General features: G+C 48.0%; 17 protein-coding genes. 11 read left to right on the forward strand and 6 right to left on the reverse strand.

Annotated features, from left to right (window positions below; translation table 11 throughout):
* The first annotated feature begins 36 nt into the window (after nucleotides 1–36).
* The 3 genes from ACETMN_RS05640 to ACETMN_RS05650 all read left to right on the forward strand — a co-directional run bounded on the left by ACETMN_RS05640 (nucleotide 37) and on the right by ACETMN_RS05650 (nucleotide 7,656).
* Entirely contained in the window at nucleotides 37–4,470 is a 4,434-nt protein-coding gene (locus ACETMN_RS05640) for an alpha/beta hydrolase fold domain-containing protein (protein WP_411735877.1), read from the forward strand.
* A gap of 340 nt (nucleotides 4,471–4,810) precedes the next feature.
* A complete protein-coding gene (locus ACETMN_RS05645; protein ID WP_091015730.1) occupies nucleotides 4,811–6,811 on the forward strand; it encodes a CotH kinase family protein in 2,001 nt (666 codons plus the stop codon).
* Nucleotides 6,812–7,011: 200 nt separating this feature from the next.
* Nucleotides 7,012–7,656, forward strand: coding sequence for a Vat family streptogramin A O-acetyltransferase (locus ACETMN_RS05650; RefSeq protein ID WP_091015728.1), 645 nt, complete (start codon nucleotides 7,012–7,014; stop codon nucleotides 7,654–7,656).
* Between the two features lie 333 nt (nucleotides 7,657–7,989).
* Here the strand turns inward: ACETMN_RS05650 and ACETMN_RS05655 are convergent, their stop codons facing one another.
* Nucleotides 7,990–8,262, reverse strand: a complete 273-nt coding sequence (locus ACETMN_RS05655; RefSeq protein ID WP_091015726.1) for an HU family DNA-binding protein — start codon at nucleotides 8,260–8,262, stop codon at nucleotides 7,990–7,992.
* Between the two features lie 99 nt (nucleotides 8,263–8,361).
* A complete protein-coding gene (locus ACETMN_RS05660; RefSeq protein WP_017690333.1) occupies nucleotides 8,362–8,562 on the reverse strand; it encodes a cold-shock protein in 201 nt (66 codons plus the stop codon).
* Nucleotides 8,563–8,730: 168 nt separating this feature from the next.
* On the opposite strand from ACETMN_RS05660, the gene ACETMN_RS05665 reads away from it, so the two are divergent.
* From ACETMN_RS05665 to mglC, 7 genes are all read left to right on the forward strand, one after another.
* Entirely contained in the window at nucleotides 8,731–9,633 is a 903-nt protein-coding gene (locus ACETMN_RS05665) for a tyrosine-type recombinase/integrase (RefSeq protein ID WP_091015724.1), read from the forward strand.
* Nucleotides 9,634–9,967: 334 nt separating this feature from the next.
* Nucleotides 9,968–11,701, forward strand: coding sequence for a response regulator (locus ACETMN_RS05670; RefSeq protein WP_091015722.1), 1,734 nt, complete (start codon nucleotides 9,968–9,970; stop codon nucleotides 11,699–11,701).
* Nucleotides 11,702–11,727: 26 nt separating this feature from the next.
* Complete coding sequence (locus tag ACETMN_RS05675; protein ID WP_179198486.1) at nucleotides 11,728–13,524, forward strand: sensor histidine kinase; 1,797 nt, start codon at nucleotides 11,728–11,730, stop codon at nucleotides 13,522–13,524.
* Nucleotides 13,502–14,674, forward strand: coding sequence for a substrate-binding domain-containing protein (locus ACETMN_RS05680; protein ID WP_179198485.1), 1,173 nt, complete (start codon nucleotides 13,502–13,504; stop codon nucleotides 14,672–14,674). Before ACETMN_RS05675 ends, ACETMN_RS05680 begins: the two co-directional genes overlap by 23 nt.
* Nucleotides 14,675–14,848: 174 nt before the next feature.
* Nucleotides 14,849–15,910 carry a galactose ABC transporter substrate-binding protein gene (locus ACETMN_RS05685; protein WP_036606548.1) on the forward strand — a complete coding sequence of 354 codons (1,062 nt, stop codon included), beginning with the start codon at nucleotides 14,849–14,851 and terminating at the stop codon, nucleotides 15,908–15,910.
* Between the two features lie 74 nt (nucleotides 15,911–15,984).
* Complete coding sequence (locus ACETMN_RS05690; RefSeq protein WP_091015716.1) at nucleotides 15,985–17,490, forward strand: sugar ABC transporter ATP-binding protein; 1,506 nt, start codon at nucleotides 15,985–15,987, stop codon at nucleotides 17,488–17,490.
* Between the two features lie 15 nt (nucleotides 17,491–17,505).
* The gene (mglC, locus tag ACETMN_RS05695; RefSeq protein ID WP_091015714.1) at nucleotides 17,506–18,525 is read left to right on the forward strand and encodes a galactose/methyl galactoside ABC transporter permease MglC; all 1,020 of its coding nucleotides are present in this window, start codon (nucleotides 17,506–17,508) and stop codon (nucleotides 18,523–18,525) included.
* Nucleotides 18,526–18,802: 277 nt separating this feature from the next.
* Here the strand turns inward: mglC and ACETMN_RS05700 are convergent, their stop codons facing one another.
* Nucleotides 18,803–19,138 carry a hypothetical protein gene (locus ACETMN_RS05700; protein WP_091015712.1) on the reverse strand — a complete coding sequence of 112 codons (336 nt, stop codon included), beginning with the start codon at nucleotides 19,136–19,138 and terminating at the stop codon, nucleotides 18,803–18,805.
* A gap of 274 nt (nucleotides 19,139–19,412) precedes the next feature.
* Here ACETMN_RS05700 and ACETMN_RS05705 point away from each other — a divergent pair, with 274 nt between their 5' ends.
* Nucleotides 19,413–20,969 (forward strand): ATP-binding protein, encoded by a 1,557-nt coding sequence (locus ACETMN_RS05705; RefSeq protein ID WP_223199856.1) that lies wholly within the window; start codon nucleotides 19,413–19,415, stop codon nucleotides 20,967–20,969.
* A gap of 137 nt (nucleotides 20,970–21,106) precedes the next feature.
* On the opposite strand, the gene ACETMN_RS05710 is transcribed toward ACETMN_RS05705, so the two are convergent.
* The 3 genes from ACETMN_RS05710 to ACETMN_RS05720 form a co-directional block, all read right to left on the reverse strand.
* Complete coding sequence (locus tag ACETMN_RS05710) at nucleotides 21,107–22,942, reverse strand: ABC transporter ATP-binding protein (protein WP_411735878.1); 1,836 nt, start codon at nucleotides 22,940–22,942, stop codon at nucleotides 21,107–21,109.
* Entirely contained in the window at nucleotides 22,935–24,719 is a 1,785-nt protein-coding gene (locus ACETMN_RS05715; protein ID WP_222215965.1) for an ABC transporter ATP-binding protein, read from the reverse strand. Before ACETMN_RS05715 ends, ACETMN_RS05710 begins: the two co-directional genes overlap by 8 nt.
* Nucleotides 24,720–24,821: 102 nt before the next feature.
* Nucleotides 24,822–25,256 (reverse strand): MarR family winged helix-turn-helix transcriptional regulator, encoded by a 435-nt coding sequence (locus tag ACETMN_RS05720; protein ID WP_091015707.1) that lies wholly within the window; start codon nucleotides 25,254–25,256, stop codon nucleotides 24,822–24,824.
* Between the last annotated feature and the right edge of the window lie 113 nt (nucleotides 25,257–25,369).

Below are 25,369 nucleotides of genomic sequence, written 5' to 3' on the forward strand. Positions count from 1 at the left end.
AATGATTACCATGAACAATAGGATGTCCTGCTCACCGTGCGGAAGAAACAAGTCAACAAGAAGCAGCAGCTCTGGAGAACGGACAGATCGCAAAGGTATAACGTCAGAAGATTGGACTACCGTGCGGAGGGGATACAAGTGAATAAATTGTTCAAAACGTGGAAAAAGCGCGTTGTCCTTGTTGCCATGTCTATGATTCTCATTAACGGCACCATCGTTCCCGTGCATGAAGTTCGGGCGATGGAAGATGCTGTTCCTAGCTCTATTCTCAACCCTACACAGGAAGAAAGAGAAAATCTCCCGGAGCCGGCGGGCCCGGAGCTGGAGATTTACGCGGAAAACTTTGATGACCCGGACAATTTTGGCTCTACAGGCGGAATTGCATTGAGAGCTCCCTGGTCGCAGGAAGGGGCAGGTGGAAGCAAGGCCAAGACGTCATCTTCCACCACTGCTCCCTCGCTGCCCAATATGATCAAGATGGACGGAACCGATGCGCTTGCACTCCCTCTAAACTTGACTGGATACGGAAATATACGGCTGAGCTACTACACGCGTGCTTCCTCCTATATAAGTGGAAGTGTGATTATCGAATGGTCGAAGGATGGTGGCACATCATGGACGACGCTGGAGACATTTGAACTTCCCCCGGGCACCCCGGACCTGAAGAATAAGGAAGGTAATACGCTAAAAAGTTGGACACTGGGTTCGGAAGCGAACAATAATAGCACGGTTAAAATTAGATTTCGGACAGGAGATGCCATGCAGGCCAACATGTATATCGACAATGTTGCCATTTACGGTCAGGCTATTCCCGGAATAACGCCTGCCCCCTCCCCAGTGCCGCCTGGAGAAGGGAATACTGAATTTACGCCACCCCAAGGAGTGACTTTGTACGAGGATGTGGAGATCGGCATGGCTGGTGGGCGGGCGATGTATTCATCCATTGCCGTTCCCGAGACAGCGGCAGCTGAACCGATGCCAGTCATGCTCTATATCCATGGAGGTGGATGGAATCACGGGGACCGGAAGCAGGCACTGAACTCCATATGCAATTATGTACTCAAACGTGGTTACATCGGTGTATCTCTGGACTACCGGCTGACACCGGAGGCGCCTTTCCCTGCCCAGATTCAGGATGTCAAACTTGCTATCCGATATTTGCGGGCCCATGCCGCCCAGTACAATCTGGACCCAAGTCGTATCGGCGTCTGGGGATCATCTGCGGGCGGTCACCTGGCCGCATTACTCGGGACCACGGGGGACTTGGTCGCTGGTGATCCCGTCGTGCTTGATACAGGAGTCACGGCAGAGGTACCAGATCTCGAAGGTTCTGGCGGATGGCCTGAATATTCCGACAAAGTGCAGGCGGTTGCCGACTGGTACGGACCCGCTGATTTTACGACGACATTTGCCAATAATTATAGCTCGGTCACGGCTCTGCTTGGCGGTCATCGCGCATTGGATGTACCGGAACAGGCCAGACTTGCCATGCCGGGCTCCTATGCTTCACCGGATGATCCACCGTTCTGGATACGGCACGGTGATGCTGACGCTACCATTCCCTATACCGACAGTGTTACCTTCGCGGGACAGCTTCAATCTGCGGGTGTGCCGATTGTGGATATGAAAGTCGTACCCGGTCAGGGACATGGATTTACAGGGGCGGCTTCCGAGACTGCGAATGCAGAGGCATGGGCCTTCCTGGATGAACATGTGAAGAACCGGATCGTTACGGAGCCAATAATTTTCAAAAGCAATCCCGAAAACACTTCGCCTGGAGATGAAGAAGTGGATGAAGAAAAACGGCTGATTGAAAAGGTCATCGCTAGTAAGCTGCCAAGCGACGATGCGGCGATTGACAGCAGCAAGCCTGACCTGAATTTCAATCAGGCCACGGGCTCCAGCACCGGATTACTAAGCATCTCTTCCACTTCTTCGACCAAGAAATATGTGTATTTCAAATTTGATATGACTGGAAATGAGCCGGAAGGAGATCGGTATCGATTGCGGATTGCCGCCAAGAAAGGCACATCAAATATCGATATTAAGTTGTCTCTGTACGGTTTGAATGAAACAGACTGGAGCGAATCATCGTTAACCTGGTCGAATGCTCCGGTCCAAAGTCTGAGCGAAGGTTCATTACTGGGCACTTTCCAGGTTACGGCAGATCGGAATGGAAGTCCGGCCGTCTATGAAGTGGATGTAACCGATGTTGTGAAGAGTCGTCCAGATGCGGGGCAGGTTGCATTTTTGCTTGCGGATGCGGAATCAACGGGTGTTTCCGTGAACGTATACACCAAGGAAGCGAACGGAACGAGCAATCCGCGTCCACAGTTAGCAGTCATCTCACTGATTGAAGATGGAAGTGACACACAGCCACCCGAATGGGAGCAGGGGGCTGAGCTTGAAATTCGTAACTGGGGGACTGATTTTGCGGAACTGAGATGGCCCGCTGCCAGCGATGATACAGCTGTATCTGCCTACCGGATTTATCGGGATGGAGTTTTGCTGGCTGAACAAGGTAAACAGTCATTTCGTGACAGCGAACTTACAAGTGACACATCGTACACGTTTCAAGTGAGGGCAATTGATGAGGCGGGCAATATCAGCAGTGCTTTATCAACCGATATGATCACCCTTGCGGTTCCGGTATCGTCCCTGCCTGTGGCTTCCGTCACGGCAAGTGGCAGCGACGGCAACCTGGCGACCAATACTCTCGACAATAACAGCTATACACGCTGGTCTGTTGCCGGAGAGGGACAATGGATCACATTTGATCTGGGTCAGGTGCAGTCAGTGGGTTATGCGGGGATTGGTTTTTACAAAGGGGATATCCGAAAGACAATTTTTGAGATGGAATCGTCTGTTGACGGTGAGCAGTGGACCCAGGTATTCAACGGCGAAAGCAGTGGGGATACAACCGAAATGCAGGCGTTTGATATCCCAGACACTTCTGTACGTTATGTACGGATCACCGGGCATGGCAATTCCGATGCAAGTATTTATACGAGTCTTACCGATGTGCATCTGTATGCCCCTTTTGCACGGGGAGGAACACCTGTGGCTCTGATCCCATACATCGTGCCCCAACCACCTGAAGGGACGATGCCCTTTATCGTCCCAGGTCTGACGGAAACAGATGGCACACCACATGCTGTCCATGCTCCACATGCCGTGACCGGACGTACAATTGATGTACGCGAATATGGAGCAGATCCTGCCGACAACACGAGTGATGACCGACCAGCAATACAGGCCGCCATTGATGAGGCTAACGAGGGTGATGAAGTGTTCTTACCCAATGGAGTGTACAATTTGTTATCCGGTCCGGATGGAACCACCAACCTGATGCTCAAATCCGGGGTGAATCTGAGAGGGGAGAGCCGTGAAGAAACCGTGCTCCTGACATCGCTGGATCAGGTGACGAGCAGTGCCGTTCTGAAGGCATCGGCTCAGCACAGCATTCTCGTATCCAACATGACCCTAACTTCATCCTGGTCCGGCAGCTACACGACTGATCATCAATCCAATAATCCCTCCGCAGGGGGGCCGGATAGTCTGATTCATATTGCCAATTATGGCGAGGTACCATCGTATGACATTACGATTGACGGCGTAATTGTGGAAAAGTTCAAACGAATGGCTATCCGAATTGAGCACAGCCGCGATGTTGTTGTGAAGCATGCAACCTTCCGCAATGCAACAGATCTGGGCCCTGGAGGTTCAGGTTACGGAATTTCGATTCAGGGAACGGCCAAGACCGATCGACTCGGCTTTGACAATGATACGTTATGGAATGTGGTGGAGGACAGTACATTTGAAGGTCCTTATCTCAGACATGGAGCACTGATTCAGTTTGTGGCTCACAATAACGTGTTACGCGGCAATACATTTAATGGAATCAAGCTGGATGCCATTGATCTTCATGGTGAACTGGAGTATTTAAATGAAATCTCCGGCAATGTCATTACGGATGTGCTGACAGGTGCAGGGATTGGGCTTGGCAATACAGGGGGTTCAGCGCCCAGCAACCACAGCAAGTCTGGCAATGGGAACTACATTCATGACAACACAATCAAGAACAGCCGGATCGGTATTTCGGTGATGATGGGTACCCCCGATACTCTAATTGAGGATAATCTCATCGAGAATACAACCACGATTGCAGATGCGGCTGGAATCAAAGTATTGAATGGACCGGGTACGGTGATTCGAGGCAATGTGATTCGTAACAATACTGCCAGTGGATACTGGGGCGTACGGCTTGAGCGCGACAAAGGCGACGCTGGAGCTGGCAATATTGGCGAAGGGAACCCCGTGAATGTGTTGATTGAAAATAACCGAATCGAAGGAAACGCGAATGGAATCGGACTGTTTGCCGGAGTCGGCATTCTGCTAAAGGCTAACATTCTAAACAACGTGAATGAGGACTACTACCAAGCAGAAGGAGTGACCGTTATCGAATTATAAAGGATCAGAATAAGTAGCCTGGCAGGTATCTATATAAGTTGAAGCTCAATTTTACACCTAAACGGAGAGTGCAGAACCAATTTGAAGAAGCGTAGCGTTCGCCTTTATCACCGGATTTTCCCCTTAAACGAAGGGAATGATGAAAATCTGGGGATAAGAGCGATCGGAAAATGGTACTGCAATCGGAGTGATAAGGTGTAACATTTATAGTTCAACTTATGTAGCCTGATGGGCTACTTTTTGTTGTGGTCGTTATTTAAGATTCACTAAAGGTTCGTCCCCTACCATGGTTACATAAGCCTCAGTTGCTTAACAGAAACCAAGAAGGAGGATTCATCATTTGAATATACTATTACGAAAATTTGCAGTAACGGCATTGTCCGTGACGATGGTAACGTCATCTTTTGGCCTGATGGCAGGTCCAAATGCGGCATTTGCCGCAGAGAGCACAGCGACAACCGCGAGTGCAAACGTAACGCAAGCGTATGAACCGTTGTTCCAGACGGACAACGTGATTGATGTGAATGTAACGATTGATGATGCAGACTGGAAGAGTATGCTCGAAAGTCCGCTGGATAAGGATTACAAGAATGTGAGTGTGGAAGTGGACGGCAACAAGCTGGACAACGTCGGTTTCTCCACTAAGGGGAACCTGACCCTGAAAGCCGTGGCCTCGATGGAGGATTCGGATCGATACAGCTTCAGACTGAAGTTTGATAAATATGACAAAACACAAACCCTGCTCGGACTGGACAAAATGGTGCTGAATAACAACTATGCTGATCCATCGTACATGCGTGAAGTTCTTCACTATGAGGCGCTGCGCAGCATTGGCATGGATGTACCGATGACAAACTACGTCAATCTGTATGTTAATGGCGAACGGGTCGGTTTCTACACCGGGGTTGAAGCCGTAGATGACAGTTACTTGGAACGCAACTACGGTGAGGATTACGAGGAAGGTGTCCTCTATGATACGGATGAGAAGAGTTATCTTCAATATGAAGAGGGCAGTGACTACAGTACAATCACCAAAGATTTAGGTACAGATAAAGACAAATCCAAACTCAAAACCTTCATCCAAACGCTGAACGAGATGCCAGAAGGTGAAAAAGGTGATATCGAGAGTGTGCTGGACGTGGATTCGGCACTTCAATATATTGCAGGCAACATGGTTTTTGGCAACTATGACAGTTATAACGGCGACAAAGGACACAACTACATGCTCTATAGTGATGCCGATGGCAAGTTCACCGTTGTTCCTTGGGACTTTAACATGTCCTTCAACGGGTACTCGGGTGGAGGTGGACGTGGCACAGCAACCGGATCGACCACGACCAACACGAATGCAACGAACGTATCTGTGGATGAGCCCGTACTGGGCATTAGCATGGAAAATGTACCGATGATTAACAACCTGCTTGCTGTACCGGAGTATAAGGAAAAATATTTGGGCTACGTCAATGAACTGACGGACTATATGGAAGGCATTCAGAATCGTATTACTGACCTTGCCGATATTATTCGTCCTTATGTAGAAGCAGATCCAACGAAATTTTATACGACAGAACAGTTTGAATCCAACATCGCTTATTCTGCAAATGCAGATGCGGCAGGTGGTATGGGCGGTACACCACCAGCAGGATTTGAAGGCTTGACCCCACCTGAAGGCTTGGAAGGTATGACGCCGCCTGAAGGTTTCGAAGGAATGACACCTCCAGATGGAACAACACCTCCAACTCAGCCGGGTGCTGCAACTGGAAACGGTACAACAGATGCAACAACGGCTACAGATAATACGCAGACACGTCCTGGCGGTAACTTTGGCGGTGGGGGAGGAGGCATGGGGTCCATGGCAGCCGGGTCACTAACCACATTTGCACTGAACCGCCTTGCAAATCTGCAAAGGCAACTTGGGCGTGAAGTAACGCCGCTGCCTGAGACTTCGGAAGAGACAGGCTCGAATACTTCATCTGGAACAACCGACAAAACCATTACCGTAACACTCGATGGTAAATCGATCACATTCCCGGATCAGGACCCACTGCAGCAAAGTGGCCGAGTGATGGTGCCTGTGAACGCAATCCTCGAAGCAATGGGTGCAGAAGTGACTTGGGACAAAACGGCGAAGACGGTAACAGCAGTTCTGAATGACCAGACCCTTGTGCTCAAGATCGGAAGCAGCACCGCAACCGTAAATGGAGAGACACTCGAAATTGATGCACCAGCGATCATTCAAAACAGTCGCACACTCGTGCCTGTACGCTTCATCTCTGAAGGACTGGGACTTACCGTGAACTGGGATCAAACCGCTGCACAAGTAAGCCTTACATCCAAATAAGAAATATCACCTGCAGATCAACGTTGTTGTATGCAGAATAAAAAAAGGGACTTGGTGGTCAGATCGAATCCCTTTTTGTTCTGCTTTTCAGGTTAGACGGAGCGAACATCCAGCAAAATCCGGCCTCGTCCATGTCAGACCTCACTTAGTCCATTTAAGATTTACTATCTGTTACAATAGGGAAAAGGAGGGACTGCAATATGGCTCCTGATAAAACAAAACTTTTCCCAAATGAGAATATCCGCACCGTATGTTACATTCAAAACCTGCCACCACGTTCCAACGTGGACATTGGTGATTATACGTATTATAGCGATAACACCAATCCGCCAGAGCAATTCTATGATCGGATACAACATCATTATGACTTTATTGGTGATCGCCTGGTTATTGGCAAGTTCTGTGCAATTGCGGAAGGTGTGACATTCATTATGAATGGCGCGAATCATCGGATGGAGGGCATGACGACGTATCCGTTCAACATTTTTGGTGGAGGATGGGAGCGTGTGACACCTACACTGGAACAACTTCCATATAAGGGTGACACGGTACTGGGGAACGATGTATGGCTTGGACAAAATGTAACGATCATGCCTGGTATCACGATTGGAGACGGGGCAATCGTTGCCTCCAATTCAACAGTTGTTAAGGACATTGAACCCTATACGATTGTTGGTGGTAATCCAGCCAAGACTGTTAAAAAGCGTTTTGACGAAGCGACGATTGCACTGCTGCTGGAATTGAAGTGGTGGGATCAGGATGAGGAATGGCTGGATGCGCATTTGGATCGTCTGGTCTCTACATATGATCTCCATATCTTGCGCGAACTTTTGAACAGTAAATAGGATGGTTATGCATAAAAGATAAAAAAAGCTGGTTCCTGACAGAGCTGGCTTCCAAGCAAATCAGGCCCTGGACCGTTTTGAGCGGATCAGGGCCTCTTGTTGTCCAAGATGAAATGTTAATTTAGCGGGTGGGTGGTCGTAGGGTACAATCAGACTTTGCTAGTGGGGGCTTTGAATGAGTATGAGCTTCTGCATGATCCGTGTTTGTCTGTTTGCCTGAATAAAAGTTAATGATATCATCAACGGTAGTAAACACGACATTTAAATCCATATTATCATTGTGTGTTTGAATAAAAACCTCTTTTCAATGGGTTGTTACGTTTGTTACGTGGTTTAATTTAAAGCTTCTTTCATGCTTAAACCTGCTGTGAATACAGGAACTTTACCTGCAGGTAGTTGAATTTCTTTGCCTGTTTTCCGGCTTTTTCCCGTTCTTGCCTCACGTTTCTGTACTTCAAATTTCCCGAATCCAACTAGTTGAACTTCTTTGCCTTCTTTGAGAGCTTCGAGAATCGAATCCAATACAACGGTTACAGCTTTTTCAGCATTCTTCTTGGAGAAACCGCCAGCCTTGGCTACTTCTGTGATCAATTGTTCTTTATCCATGGGGAATACCTCGCTTTCATTCTTGGGATGTAGAAACTTTGCTGTGACACATATGTGTAAATAAAAAGCTGCCTTATTAATAAGGCAGCTTTCATATAATTAAAGTTTAGTAACGTTCTCAGCTTGTGGTCCACGGTTACCTTGAGTTACTTCAAATTGAACGCGTTGACCTTCGTCCAAAGATTTGTAACCTTCACCTTGAATTGCACTGAAATGAACGAATACGTCTGTTCCTTCTTCAGTTTCGATAAAGCCGAATCCTTTATCCGCGTTGAACCATTTCACTGTACCTGTTTGCATGTGATTCCTCCAAAAAATAAGTTTTTAGCCGATCATTATGACGAGTATAATTTAAAATTGACACTCACCTGGTGCATTTAAACCACGAACTTGATGTCCGCTAATGTATCGATTAATATGATAATACCATGTCCGCTAATATAAGTCAAGATTTGGAGGTATTTTCTAATGAATCAGTCATCAGGGGTTTCGGTGCAGCGGGAACCGACAGTAGAGGAATTCATACATATGCTTGCTAATGAGGGAGAATTACATCCCAAAACCGTGAAGGAATATGCAAGTGATCTGAAACACTTTATCGAATGGTACAAGGAAAGCACCATGCTCAGCGAAGAGTTCTCACTGCGAATTGAAGATGTGGATACATCCACTTTAGTCAGTTATCGTGAAGATGCTCACAAAGTTATGTTATTGAAACCAGCCACCATTAACCGGAGGTTGATTACGCTGAAGCGTTTTTTCAAATGGGCTGTCTTGGAATCCAGGCTCAGTCATGATCCTTCCAAACCATTAAAATTCATTCCGGAAGACAAAGTAAGTCCACGTCGAATGACATTTGAAGAAGAGCAGGCATTCCTCGCGGCAGTGGAGTATGGTAATTCCCTTCGTGATCAGACCATCCTGACCCTTATGTTTCACACAGGCTTGCGAACGATGGAGGTATGCAACCTCAAGCCTCATGATATCGAACTTGGTAGACGAAGCGGTCACCTGACAGTGAGAGCCGATAAACGCAACGTGCAACGTAAGATCCCTTTGAATATACAGTGTGTTGTCATGTTGAATGAGTACTTATCTGATCTTGATAACGATCCTGCTTACCTTTTTCCTTCCGAGAAGACAAATGATCGTTTAACGGAGAGAGCACTGCGCCACCTGATTAAAAAAGTAATGATAACAGCAGGGCTGGAAGGACTGAGTTCACACGACCTGCGTCATCGTTTTGGCTACGCCATGGCCGAGCACACGCCTCTGCACCGTTTGGCCGAGATAATGGGACACACCAACCCAGATACAACAATGATATATTTTAAAGCATTAAGTACGAATCATCGTAAAGAACCAGAATAAAGTCTGAATTATAGTCAGAATCAAAACACCTCTTATTACTAGTACTTCGAAATTTTCCGTGTTTGTATTACTTTAACCTACCTTTAGCATTCATATACGATCCTTCACATTTCACTTAGGCACTGCCCGACAGGGTTGCCTTACCTCTAATAAAGAAAGCGATTACATATTCCTGATAATATTGTATATTATGATGGCAAACTTGGAACTGATCAACATGAGCCCGTAGCATTTGGCATATTTGATGAGCAATAAGATATCCAATGATTCACACTGTCACACATATATTAGTTGCTAGGGCATAAAGCCAGTCATAAAAAGGAGGAATCCGAACGTGTACCGGGTACTGCTGGTGGATGATGAAGAAGATGTGCGTGAAGGACTTGTTGTAGAGGTCGATTGGGAAGCGCTCGATCTGCGGATTGTCGGTTTGGCTGAGAATGGGCGGGAAGCATTGGAGATGGCGGAGCGGGTAGAGCCGGACATTGTGGTGACCGATATCAGCATGCCATTCATGAATGGTTTGGAACTCGCACAAAGATTAAGGAAGCGTAATCCTCTCGTGAAGGTGGTCATTTTGACTGGATATGATGAATTTGATTATGCGAGGCAAGCCATCTCGTTAAGTGTGGACGAATATCTACTGAAGCCGTTCTCGGCAGGACATCTCACAGAACTGCTCACAAGACTGCGCGCCCAGATGGCGGCTGAAGTGGCTGAGCGTGAAGATGTACAACAGCTGCGTGAGCACTATCACACCAGCCTGCCGTTACTGCAGGCAGATCTGATGGCGACCTTGCTCCATCGGCAAAAATCCTCTACATATATTCATAGTAAAGCCAAACAATGCGGATTGGATCTGACAGGAGAACGTTATGGGGTGTCCGTATTGACACTGCATATGGATGGAGATGTACAGAAAGAGAAACCTGAGGGAGTATTCAGCGAGCCCCCACAACGACATAACAAAACAACATCCGAGGTAGCGGATCAGTCTGAGATATTCATTCCCGGAGGTTCCTTGCGTCAATCTGAGGATGCTGAACTGAAACGCTTTGCTGCACTTAACATTGCGGCAGAAGTTTGGGCGGAGCATGGGGCTGGTCATGCCTTTATGCATCAGGAGACGATTGTCCTGCTCTATGTGGATCGTACGGGCGGTACAGATGGAGCGAAGCGGCAACAGAAGGCATTGGAAAATGTGATGCGCAGCATCAACCACTATTTACGTATTCCGGCTACGGTGGGCTCTGGACAGATTGTGGATACACTCGCGGATGTGAATCATGCCTATGAAGATGCCCTGCTGGCGTTGGATTATCGGCTTGTGCCCGGGACGGATTCAATCATATACATTGCGGACGTAGAGCGACAGACGGCGGGCAAGTTGCGGTTCGACGAATTGAAGCAGCAGACGCTGACACGATGCCTGAAGGCAGGTACACAAGCAGAGCTGGAGGAAGCACTGGCGATCATTTTCGGGGAAATTACAGTGGAACACGGGCGAAGTGATATTCAGCTCTATTTAATTGAAGTATTAACAACAGTATGGAAGGCAGCACAGGCATCAGGGGAGGAGATGGAAGACATCTTTGGTGCAGGTTTCCAGTTGTATGCGGATTTGTTCCGACTGCCGGGTCTTACTGAGGCACAGAAGAAGGTACAGGAGGTCTGTCTACTCGTACAACATCGCATTGCCAGCGGACGGCAGCATGTATATAAGGATATTGTCGAGCAGGCGTTGGTCTTCACGAAAGAGCATTATGCCGACCCTGACCTGTCCATTCAGAAGGTGTGCGGGCATTTGCATATCAGCTCCGGTTATTTTTGTGGCATTTTCAAAAAAGAAGTGCAACTTACCTTCCTGCAGTACCTGATGCAGATCCGAATGGAGGCAGCGCGTGAACTGCTTCGCTCGACAGAGCTGAAGTCGTTTGAGATTGCGGAGCAGGTTGGTTTTGCTGAACCCAATTACTTCAGTTTTTGTTTCAAAAAACATATCGGCGTCTCGCCCAAAGAATATCGTAAACAGGCTTCCCAGGCAGCAAGTGAAGGTTCACTCCGATGAAGTTCTTGTCGAGGTGGGTGAAATCCATGGGAGTTCAATTACGCTCCAGGATGCGTTCGTCCAGGGTCAGCAGTATCCGGTTTATTATTACGTGGTCCTTCTCCGTCTTCATCGTTCTGGTGCTGACCATCATGGCAATGCTTCTGCATGACAAGTTCACACAGGCTGCCGAGCGAAGTGCGGAACTGACGACGAGACAGATTGTGGATCAGGTCAGTTATAACCTGGAGGATTACGTTCGCAGTATGTCTCATCTGTACCGTGCCATTGAGGAACATATGCTGCGTGACGGGACATGGGAAGGGGAACTGGTGGACAAACAGCTCGACACACTGCTCAGCAGTCGTGAAGATATCATCTCGATTACTCTGCTCGATTCCACGGGAAAATTGCTCAAGAACCGACCTACAGCCGAATTAAAACCGAGTGCCCATGTGACACAGCAAGGGTGGTTTCAGTCTGCGCTTCGTGTGCCGGATCACCTGAGTTTCTCGTTACCTCATATTCAGAATATGTACACAGGCCCATATAAATGGGTCGTTTCCATGAGCAAAGGCATAACGATACGGCAAAATGGTCAGGATCGGCAGGTTATCCTGCTGGTCGATATCAATTTCAAGCAGATGGATGAACTGAGCCGTCGGGTCAGTCTGGGGCAACGGGGATATGTCTATATCATTGATGAGAGCGCGGGCAATATTGTGTACCATCCTCAGCAGCAATTGATGTATATGGGGCTCAAAAGCGAGAATATCGAACAGGCTTTGGTGGCTTCCGGCAGTTATGAAGATGAGGCAGATGGACAGAAAAGGCTGAATACCGTAAAGTCCGTTGCCAATATCGGGTGGAAAATCGTCGGTGTTGCTTATCTGGATGAGATTATGACGACTCGTCAGGAAGTGAACGGATATCTCATACGTGTATTGATCGTTGTACTGGTGCTGGTCATTCTCGTATCCCTGTTCCTATCCTCCAGTCTGACTCGTCCGATCCGGCGAATGGAACGTAAGATGAAGGCGGTGGAGCGCGGGGATTTCAACGTGGAGTTGCCTATTGAAGGGCCGCTGGAGGTGGAACGACTATCCCGTCGCTTCAACCTGATGGTCAATAAAATTCGCACCTTGATGGATGAGATCATTCATGAACAGGAACAGAAGCGGCGTCTGGAGCTGGAAGCTTTGCAGGCCCAGATTAATCCACATTTTCTATACAATACGCTGAATTCCGTGGTGCGCATGGTAGGCATGAGTCGCAATGAAGAAGTGATTACGATGATTACATCTCTTTCGCGCCTGTTTCGCATCAGTCTTAGTCAAGGCAAAACGATTATCACGATCAGGGAAGAGCTGGAGCATGCGCAGCATTATTTGACGATTCAACAGATGAGGTTCAAGCGTAAATTTAACTTTACGATTAAAGCCGATGAGACGCTTCTGGATTGCCTGACATTGAAGCTGGTGCTTCAACCCCTGATTGAGAACTCCATTGTTCACGGCATCGAGTACCACATGGACGAAGGAAGTATTGAGGTCGATGTTTATTGTGCGGACAACAAGCTGGTGTTTCGCATTACAGATAATGGGGTCGGCATGACGGAAGAACAGATGTCGGGATTATTGAGTGGTCGTCCTGTGGTCAAAAGCGGTGCAGGCTCCGGCGTAGCGGTACGAAACGTCCATGACCGAATTCGGCTCTATTATGGGGAGGGTTACGGACTTGAATTTGCAAGTGAGTTGGAAGAAGGCACCACGGTCTGGATTCGGATTCCCATTCAATCGCAGCAGAAGGAGGGCGAGCCTGATGACAGACAAACAGGTGAATAGGAACGATGCCCATAAAGGTGAAGGATTAAATATCCGTACGTTTTGGAAAAAGGTTGCTGCGGGCTTCCCTGGAATCCGGAAACGTCGGTTAGTAACCCTGACAGCTGCAAGCTGCTGTCTGCTTATATGCAGTGCCTGTGGCTTATCGAGTCCCGATGCTGCGGCAGTACCATCACGTATTGCGCTGATTACACCAGCAGGCACTGGCGAACTTGCGGAAGCCATCCGGCTTGGTGCCGAAGCGGCTGCCAAAGAGAGTGGGGCGGAACTGATTACCGTGGAAGCATACCCTTCCGAGGGTCATGTGTACACACCTGCCCTTCTGGACGCTGATCGAAGTCAGATGAAGGTCAAACAGGCAAATCCGAACAGCCAAACGTTGTCTCGCAGTGTGCGAGAGCAGGCTCAAGTGGAGGCCGCCGCATCGGCTCTGAAGCAGGGGGCATCAGCTCTATTGGTTGATCCACTAAGTGAGAAGGCACTTAGTGACATCATTCAGGAGGCACAGAAAACAAATTCCGAGGGAACCATTATTCCTGTCATTGTGCTTAACGATGAATTTCCCGTGAAAGGCATCACCAGTTTCATCTCGATGGATAATGTTGAGGCGGGAAGACAGGCCGGTCAGGCTATGGCGGAGCTTCTGGAAGGGAAAGGGCATGTGGCCTTATTGGGCCCCGATCCTCTCAATTCTGGTCTTATTCAGAGAGAGCAGGGAGTTATGGAAGCCTTGGTACAGTATCCTAATATTCAAGTGGAACCCAAATCGATATGTAATACACGGGACGGATGTTGGCAGACTGCGAAGCAATTGCTGGACCAGCAGGAGGTGGATGGCTTTATCACTCTTCAGGAACCGGCTTCCCTGGGAGCAGCTGATGAACTGAATCGACGCAGCTTTGCAGACAAGGTAAGAATTGTTGGATTCGGCAGTGAACAACAGCAACTGGAGCAATTGCAAGAAGGGGTCTTTGATCATCTTATCGTTCAGAATGGATATAGCGCAGGTTATCTGGGATTGAATCAAGCCGTTGCGCGGCTGAACAATCAACAGGTGCAAGCGAGAGTTCTACTTGAGACCAAGCTGGTTAGTACAGACAATATGTTCTGGATGGATAACCAGAAGCTGTTGTTTCCTTTTGTACAATGAACGAATGCTGGAACGAGTGCCGGAACGAATACTGAATGAAGAAATGAAGCTGTTTTTTAACTTGAGGAAGATTTCGATAGAACAGGTGAAGATATTGTATTCGAATTTAATGTAAACCCTTTCATAATAAAGACATCGGTGAAGCCGAATGAACTTGGGGGAGGTCATTAGGATATGAAGAAAACTTGGATGACACTGTTGATTACGGCATGTATGGTTGTGGCGGCGGGGTGTAGCAGCGGCGGAGACAGTGCAGGTGGAAGTACGGGAACAGATACAGGAGGCCAGACAGCAGCTGGGACGGAAACGCCCAAGATTGGAGTTGCCATCTACAAATTTGATGATACATTCATGACGGGTGTACGTAATGCCATGACAGCAGCAGCGGAAGGTGTCGCGACTTTGGATATCGTGGATAGCCAGAATGCACAGCCGACCCAGAACGAGAAAGTCGATCTGTTTGTGTCCAAGAAATACAATGCAATGGCCGTGAATCCGGTCGACCGGACGGCAGCAGGTGTCATCATTGACAAGGCTAAGGCAGCGAATATTCCAGTGGTATTCCTCAACCGTGAGCCAGTGGCTGAAGATATGAACAAGTGGGATAAAGTGTACTACGTAGGAGCAAAAGCGGAGGAGTCCGGTACGATCTCTGGACAGCTGATTGTAGATTACTGGAAAGCACATCCGGAAGCAGACAAAAACGGCGATGGCAAACTGCAATACGTCATGCTGAAAGGGGAACCGGGTCACCAGGATGCAGAGCTTCGGACCAAATATTCGGTTCAGGCGATCCAGGATGCCGGTATCGAAGTGGAAGCACTGGCGGAAGACACGGCGATGTGGGACCGCGTGAAGGGGCAGGAGAAAATGCAAGCGTTCCTGGCATCCCACGGCGACAAGATTGAAGCCGTTCTTGCGAACAATGATGACATGGCCTTGGGTGCCATTGAGGCATTGAAAGCAGCCGGATACTTCAAGGATGGCAAATCGATGCCGGTTGTAGGTGTGGATGCAACAGCTCCAGCCATTCAGGCTCTGCAGGATGGTACGATGCTGGGCACGGTACTCAATGATGCCAAAAATCAGGGTGCAGCCACGGTGGCACTGGCTTCCGTACTTGCCAAAGGTGAGACACCAACGAAGGAAAATACCAAATACGATATTACTGATGGTAAATACGTCTGGATTGCATACAAAAAGATTACCAAAGACAACATTGCCGACGCCCAATAACAGCACGAGACAGGGACGTCCGACATTCGGGTAACGTCCCTTTTTTGCCGGTCATATGGAAGGGAGGAACCAAGATGGAGTCACCTTACCTGCTGGAGATGAATGGGGTTTCCAAAGCATTTCCGGGTGTGCAGGCACTAAGTCAGGTCACATTGAAACTGAAGCCCGGTACGGTTCACGCCTTGATGGGAGAGAATGGAGCGGGCAAATCCACACTAATGAAATGTCTGTTCGGGATGTATCATCCAGATGAAGGGACGATACGCATCGAAGGAAAGGATGTGGATATTCCAAATTCCAAAGCGGCACTTCAGCAAGGCATATCCATGATTCATCAGGAGCTTAATCCGGTCCCACATCGTCCGGTGATGGAGAATATCTGGCTGGGTCGATTTCCAATGAAGGGAATACTGGTGGACGAGAAACGGATGTATACCGATACACTGGCTCTGTTCAAGGACCTGAATCTGGATATTGATCCGAAGGCTCAAGCGGGAACATTGTCTGTCTCCAAGATTCAATCGATGGAAATCGCCAAGGCGGTCTCGTTCAATTCCAAAGTTATTGTCATGGATGAACCCACCTCCTCCCTGACAGGCAAGGAAGTGGAGCAACTCTTCGCCATTATTAATGAATTACGCAATCGGGGTGTGTCCATAATCTACATTTCCCACAAAATGGAGGAGATCCTGACGATCTCGGATGAAGTGACAATCATGCGTGATGGCTTTGTTGTCGGGACTTGGGATGCTGCGGATTTAACGACAGATCTGATTATTACGCGCATGGTGGGTCGTGATCTGGACGAACGTTTCCCGGAACGGACCAACGTACCCGGTGAAGTGATATTGAAGGCCGAGGGTCTGACATCCAACCAGTCCAAATCGTTTTGTGATGTATCCTTTGAGCTGCGAAAAGGTGAAGTACTCGGCATTGGCGGGTTGGTTGGAGCACAGCGGACAGAACTGATGGAGTCCTTGTTTGGACTGCGCGGACTCGCTTCAGGTACGATTTCGATTCATGGGCGCAAGGTGAAGATTAACTCCCCCGCAGCAGCGAAGCGTCATAATATCGCGTTGCTCACGGAAGAACGAAGGGTTACAGGGATATTCCCCGTGTTGTCGGTGTATGAGAATACGATCATTGCCAGTCTGGGGCGCTACCAAAATCGAGTGGGCTTGCTGGACGAGAAAAAGGGACGGGAAGAAGCACGGGAACAGACGCAGAAGTTCAGAACCAAAACGCCTTCAGTTAACACGCTGATTCGAAACCTGTCTGGCGGTAATCAACAGAAAGTTCTGCTGGCCCGCTGGTTGCTGACCGATCCGGAGATTCTGTTGCTGGATGAACCGACACGTGGAATCGATGTAGGGGCCAAGTTCGAGATTTACACTATTATTACGGAACTGGCTCGTCAGGGCAAAAGCATTATTATGATTAGTTCGGAGATGCCTGAACTGCTTGGTATGTCGGATCGCATTATGGTGATGAGCGAAGGGCGTCTAACCGGAATCGTGGACGGAGCCGAGGCAACAGAGCAGGATATTATGAGGCTGGCCGCACAGCAGCGGATGGCTTAGTCAGGAGGGAAACAGATGAACACACAGATGATCAATCAAGTGAAAAATTATGTAACACAACGCGCCATCTTTATCGTATTGATCCTGCTCATCATTGGTATAGCTATTGCCGATCCGAATTTTCTGGCCTTCTCTACACTGCGGGACATCTTACAGCAATCCTCCACACGGGCCATTATTGCACTCGGTGCAGCCTTTATCCTCGTCACGGGTGGGGTCGATCTGTCCGCGGGAAGGGTGGTTGGTCTGACGGCTGTTGTATCGGCATCGATGCTGCAAATTGATGAGTATGCGAACCGCTTCTTCCCCGATCTGCCCCACTTATGGGTGGGTCTGCCAATCCTTGTCGGGATTACCGCAGGTCTGTTTGTGGGATTGGTAAATGGACTCATTGTCGCCAAATTACATGTGCCCCCTTTTATCGCAACGCTGGGTACAATGGTTGCCGTGTATGGACTGAACTCCATTTATTTTGATACGGAACCCAACCAGTCACAGCCGATCGGAGGATTAAGATCCGATTTTACCGTCATTGGCTCTGGATACATTGATCTGGGCGGGGGTTATTCCATCCCGTATATTGTCCTGATTGCTATTGCGGTGGCATTAATCTGCTGGGTGATCTTTAACAAAACACGTCTCGGCAAAAATATGTACGCGATCGGCGGCAACATTCAGGCAGCGCATGTATCCGGGATTCATGTTGCACGCAACCTGGTTGCCCTGTATGCCATTGCCGGTGCACTGTATGGTCTGGGTGGTGTACTTGAGGCAGCACGCACAGGTGGAGCAACAAACAATTACGGTAACATGTATGAGCTGGATGCGATTGCTGCATGTGTGGTAGGCGGCGTATCGACAGCGGGTGGTATTGGAACGGTACCTGGAGTTATGGCGGGTGTGCTGATCTTCGGGGTCATTAACTATGGTCTAACGTTTATCGGTGTAAGTCCGTACTGGCAATTGATTATCAAAGGATTGATCATTGTTGCTGCGGTGGCTTTTGATATCCGTAAGTATATGGCGAAAAAATAAGATGAGCCTCAAGAGGTTACACCAGTCACTCCGATGACAGAACAACCTTCTGATCGCTGTTATCCCCAGATTTTTTGATTCCCTTCTAAAGAAGTGAAAATCCGGGGATAAAGGCGAGGTGCATGCTTCCGAAGTAGCTTTCTTTCAGAAAGCTTTTAGCTCCGCTTCTTCAGGTTATTTCTGTCCTCTACGTTATCGTGTAAACAATTTGTTCATCTTATATGGAAAAGCAACAAAGAAGCCAGCCCTCGGGATATAGAGAGCTGGCTTTAATTGTTTAACCATTGACCATCCAATCGATAACGGGGATAACTGGTCCAATGATGCATAAGAGCAACATGAATCCGGCGACGTTATAAGATACACTTGTGCCATAATGTGAACGATTTTTTTTGGCGATCAAGAAGGCTGGAATCCAGAAGAGGGCTGCTACTACAAAAGGAATGTGAAGTCCTTGAGTTCCGTTGCTATAAATAGGTATGTTTATTAAGTTAAAAAGATAGTGACTGATCATAAAATTTGCATTGCCCCATTGGAAATTAAAGGCGAGACCCATCAAAAGTACGAGTAGAGAGAGCGTTCCGAGGCCCAGTGGTTTTCGTTGTGTTGTCATGTGATATCCTCCATAACCAAGTATTTATCCTAAATTAATCCATTAATGTATTGTACCACAATAATGATCCATGCGAAGAGGAATTGTTTCACTTTTGTTGATTACAATTACATCATATGTCCTATTGCCTTCATAAATTATACATTCATGTGAATTTGACCAGCCTCCATTAATCGACAACATCAGCTAATCATAATCGATATAATACATGTACATAAGTTGTTTGATGTGAGTTTTATGTCAAAGGGGGCGAGGCTGTTTGCTTAGTTACACGATGAAAATGGTGATATTCCCGCTAGGTTGTCTGCTTGTCATTCTGTCCTCTTATGTTCTCAGGCTTACCCCTCATATGGCAACAATGTCACTTTCGGCGACATTATTGGTAGCAAGTATTTATGGGGAGAGACGATATCCTGTGCTGCGAAAATTTCAGTGGATTTTTCTCGGGATATTCCACTATTTCAGTGAACTGAACTGGTGCAACATGCTGTATTATATGCTCATTATTTCAATGATCCAGGACAAACCAAGGTTGGCGCAGACCTTGCCGATTTCGTTGCTGCTTATGCTGCAATATACGTTGATTCGGCTTTCGTATGTGCCTGTAGATACATATGCTTTGCTGGTTTCGTTATTTGACCTGTTAACCTCGGTTGTTATCATTTTTTTGTATCATACCTTAATCAACAGTGAGGTCGAGAAGCGCAGGCTTCGGGAAAAAAATCGGTTCCTGACCCTGCATGATCCGCTTACCGGACTGTTGAATTACGAAGGTTACATGGAGGTGTTACATAAGACAGTAGAAGAGCAGCGGTCTTTTTTGCTTGTCCTTTTGAACGTCAATAACTTTAGCGGCTTTAAAAAAGATTCAGAAGATCCTTGGTGTACGGTAATCACAGGTACAGGTCAGATGATTAGCAATCATTTCACCGAGGCCTATGGCATATCCCGGTATGCAGGAGACCGATTTGCGGTCGTTTTGCCGGAGATACAGGATGTGGAAGAACGAATGTCGTCACTGCTATCCGTGCAGCTTCAAGGACTCCAGGTAAGCTATAGCATCTCCCTGTACCCGGAAATGTCGGATTCGTTGCAGCACTTTATGACGGTAGCTGAGGATAGGCTGCTTCAACAACAGCGCAGCAAATGGCTGAAAAATGAAGAAGAAGTATTTCGTTCCGAAAGACTAAGGGCTGTAGGTGAACTGGCCGCGGGTATGGCTCACGAAATTCGGAACCCGCTTACCGCAATTCGAGGATTCCTGCAGCTTTCCCGTGGACAAGCCTTTAATATCGCGCCATGGTATGAAGTGATTATGGGTGAGGTGACGAGAGTAACCGATCTGACGGCTGAATTTTTGCAGTTTTCCAAACCACATGCCAATCATATGAAGCCTGAACATTTGGGTCACTGCCTTGAACGAGTGATGTCTCTGACCGAGTCAGATGCGGCATCTCGAGGGCATCAAATTACACTTGAAATGACTAATGAGCCAGTTGTGATCATCATGGATCGGGATAAAATTGTACAGGTACTGATCAATCTGATTCGTAACGCTTTTGAAGCAATGACAGACCCTGGTGAGGTTCATATGGATTTGTTGCAGGACGGAGATGCAGTACTCATTTCAATTACAGATACAGGAAGCGGCATTCCGGAAAATTCGCTATCCACCATCTTTAATCCATTTTATACAACCAAAGAAGAAGGTACGGGACTGGGACTTGCACTCTGCCAGAAAATCGTTCAGGATCATAATGGTAAAATTACCGTCCATAGCGAAATGGGGGTGGGTTCCACCTTCACGCTTCATCTGCCAATGGAGACGTAAATCATATAACTTACCCAGAGATAGCAATTAAATAGTCATTAGACAAAAACATAAAAACGCCGCATGGGTCCTGAAGAACCCCGTGCGGCGTTTAGTATTTCGATTAAACTATTGTGCAGTAGCTATGCAGACACACTTTAGTTCGACTTATTGAGCTGTCCCTGATGTAACTGATAATAGTAGAATCCTTGTTGCTGCATCAACTCGTCATGGCTGCCCCGTTCAGCGATCTGTCCATCATCAATGACGAGAATCTGATCGGCTTCACGAATCGTGCTCAGTCTGTGGGCGATGACAAAGCTGGTGCGGTCTTTCATTAAAGTGCGCATTGCTTCTTGGATCTTCATCTCTGTACGCGTATCAATGCTGCTTGTTGCTTCATCCAGAATAAGAATGGCCGGATCAGCCAGAATTGCCCGGGCAATGGTTAGCAGTTGTCGTTGTCCCTGACTCAGGTTACTTCCCCCGGAAATGATGGGGGTATCGTAGCTCTGTGGCAGTTTTCGGATGAACGAATGTGCATTCGCCAGCTCAGCCGCTTGCCTGATCTGTTCATCGGTTGCGTCGGGCTTGCCGTAGGCGAGATTGTCGCGAATGGTACCCGAGAACAGGTAGGCATCCTGAAGTACAATGCCGAGTTGCCGACGGAGTTGATCCTTCTCCAGTTCAGAGATGTCACATCCATCAATGGTAATCCGTCCACCTGTAATCTCGTAGAAACGGGGTAACAGGTTGATAATGGTCGTTTTACCTGCACCGGTGGGTCCAACGAGTGCAATCATCTCGCCAGGTTTTGCGGTAAAGCTAACCTTCTTCAGAATGTCTCGCTCCGCACTGTACCCGAAGGACACATCCTCAAATACAACTTTACCTTGAATCTGATCCAGTTGTTTTTTCTGTTCCTCCACGTATTCGCCAGGCGTATCCATAATGTGAAACACACGTTCAGCACCTGCGATTGCAGCCTGAATCAGATTGTACTGATTGGCCAGATCGTTGAGAGGTCGCTCAATCTGGCGGGAGTAAGCGAGAAAGCTGACGATTAGTCCGATGGATGTCAGATCATGATAAGCCATCCATCCACCTACAGAAGCCAGTATGGCAAACCCGATATTGTTCATCACGTTCATCGTAGGCCCAACCAAACCCGAAACGGTCTGGGCCTGTGTGCTGGATGTGCGCAGTTTCTCGTTCAAATTCTCAAAATGTTGATGTGCCTGATCCTGACGGTTATAGGCCGCTACGACTTTTTGTCCAGCAATAGTTTCCTGAGCATACCCATTCAGTTCACCGAGCAATTTCTGCTGGGCGGTGAAGTGTTTGCGTGTTCTTGACGCGATCAGGCGAGTGGCGATGGTAATCAACGGTACCGTTATCAGACTGAGCAGGGTAAGCCGAACATCGAGTGCAAACATGATCGACAAGGAACCAACGAGCAGGATGGCACTGGACATCAATTGAGTTACGCTTTGATTCAACGTTGTAGATACGTTATCGATATCATTGGTGGCCCGGCTCATCAGGTCCCCGCTTTGATTTTTATCAAAAAAACTGACAGGCAGCTCTTGTAGTCGGGAGAACAACGCATGTCGCAGATCCTTAACGGTCAGTTGGGAGACACCAATCATGACATAGGATTGAGCCCACATCAGGAGTGAGCCAAGGACATAAACACTCAGCAAAAGAAGACATTCCTTCAGCAAACCCGCTGTTACTTTGGGCACGATATGTTCGTTAACGGCGCGGCCGAGAAGATAAGGTCCTGCCAGATTGAGCAGTGTACCAAGAGCCGTCAGCACTAATGCAGCGATAACTCCTTTACGATGACGTCCCATATACGACCACACCCGAAACAGGGCATGGCGAGCATTTTTCGCTCGGACTTTGGGGACAGGTCCTCTGCCCGCTGGTCCGGGTCTTCCGATGGGAGGCACGACCGTTTGTTGTATGGAGGAAGATGCAGGTTTAGCCAAATTGAACATCCTCCTTCCGTTGCTGCGAATAATAGATCGATTGGTAGTGTGATGAATGTGCCATAAGGTCATCATGTGTGCCCCTGGCAACGATCTGTCCTTCATCAATGACATATATACAGTCTGCATCCTTCACGGAGGAGATCCGCTGTGCAATCAAAAAGGTGGTGCTGTCTTTCATTAAGGACTGCAAAGCCTTCTGAATACTTGCTTCCGTGCGCAGATCCACAGCACTGGTGCTATCATCCAGAATCAGTACTTCAGGTCGCATGAGCAGGGCGCGTGCAATGGAAATCCGCTGTTTCTGTCCACCAGACAGATTGACCCCGCGCTGGCCCAGTTCCGTGTCATAGCCATCCTTTAGTTTCATAATAAAATCATCCGCAGCCGCAGCCTGTGCCGCAGCACGTAATTCAGCATCCGTTGCATTGGGCCGGCCGAAGCAAATGTTATCCCGGATGCTGCCGCTGAACAGAATGGATTCCTGGAGCACAATGGACACACGGCTGCGAAGATCCTGAAGATCCCAGTTGCGTACGTTCACTCCATTCACGAGCACTTCACCCTGCGAAGCATCATACAGACGGGGAATCAGCTGCACCAGCGATGTTTTGCCTGAACCTGTTGAACCGATCAGGGCCACTTTCTCACCCGGGCGAGCGATCAGATTAATGCCGGTAAGTGCATGTTCTCCGTCATAACGGAAAGATACGTCTCTGAATTCCACTTGACCGCCTGTGTGCGAGGGAAGGGGAGACGATTGGTATGTGTTCTGATCACGGATAGACGGCAGTGACTGTACTTTCCCGGAGTTATCGGTTCCTGATTGAATATCCGGCTGTGTATGTAACACCTCGTTGATCCGGGCGGCAGATACCTTGGCGCGGGAGAAACTCATCATCATCATGCCGATCGACGTGAGGGATGAGAGGACAACCGTGACATAGTTGATAAAAGCAATCAGATCTCCGGCAGCAATATCGCCTCCAACTACCTGGAAGCCTCCGAACCACAGCACCGCTACAATGGTAGCGTTCAGCATCAAGCTGAGCACAGGTGCATTCAACGTTACAATACGCCAGGCTTTGACGGCGGTAGAAGTATAATCTTCGTTGGATTGCTTGAACCGCTTTTTCTCCAGACGTGCACGTGCAAACGCTTTGACGACGCGGATGCCTGCTAGATTCTCCTGGAGCACGGCGTTGACCTGATCAAGCTTGCTCTGCACACTGGCGAACAGCGGATAGGAAGCTTTTATCAGAATAAATAAAATAATAAACAGTACAGGCACTGTGGCAATAAGAATCAAAGCCAGTTTCACACTAATCGTAAATGCCATGATGATACTGCCGATGATCAGCATCGGCGAACGGATGAACATCCGCAGCAGCATCTGTACAAAAGTTTGCATCTGGGTAATATCACTGGTCAGACGAGTGATCAGAGATCCTTCCTGAAACGTATCCAGATTGCGGAAGGAGAAGGTCTGAATATGATCAAACAGTTCCTGACGCAGGTCCGTGCCGTATCCCACGGCAGCTTTGCTTGAATAGAGTGTGCAGCCTGCGCCGCCAACCCAGCCGATTAATGCAACAAGTAACATGATCAGACCTGTAGTCACAATATGGGGCAGGTTCCCTGCAAGCACACCATCATCCACGATGCTGGACATCAGTTTGGGCTGGAGCAGGTCCATGGTTACCTCAAGTACCATGAGCAGAGGGGCGACGATCGCCGCCGACTTATACGGGGTCAAGAATCGTTTTAACGTCCACAATAGGAAATCACCTCAGTTTTAATTGCATAAGTGAATCAATTTCATCAACCTTTAGTTGCTTCAAGCCAGTTGTTATTAGCGATGTCGAGAGTTTGCATCACCTCAGGATTTACTCAGGTTTTGTAGCATACGCTGTGCAAGTGCAGACATGATCTCGGATTCTTCCGGTGTAAAATCTTTCTGAGCCTGCTGTTCCAACTCCTGAATCACGATCCTCAATTCTTGCAGCGCGGAGCGTCCCTGATCCGTCAGGTATACCCGCAGACTGCGCAGATCCTTCGGGTCTGCTTCACGTCTCACATAACCGGATGTTTCCATGCGCTTGAGCATGACGGTTACTGTTGCGGGGCTTCGCTGAAGTTGTTCGGCCAGATTTTTCTGGGATTGGCCATCCTCCCGTTCAAGCTGGAACAGCAAAGGGGGCTGCCCCGGGTATAACTCGGGGTGGTTTACAAGTTTCTCATGAACTTTGTAACGTTTCAGTTTCACGAGCTCGGATAGCTGTCCCATTAACCGCTCATTTTGGACTGGGTTCATATCATCTACTCCATTTCTACCTTCATTCGATCTTCTCGGTACTGAAAACTAGACTTTTTGAACACATCATTTAGTTAGTCGACTAACTAAATTTTAAGTTTGATTTGACATAT

Source organism: Paenibacillus sp. M2 (genome assembly GCF_046713495.1).
Lineage (GTDB): Bacteria > Bacillota > Bacilli > Paenibacillales > Paenibacillaceae > Paenibacillus > Paenibacillus amylolyticus_B.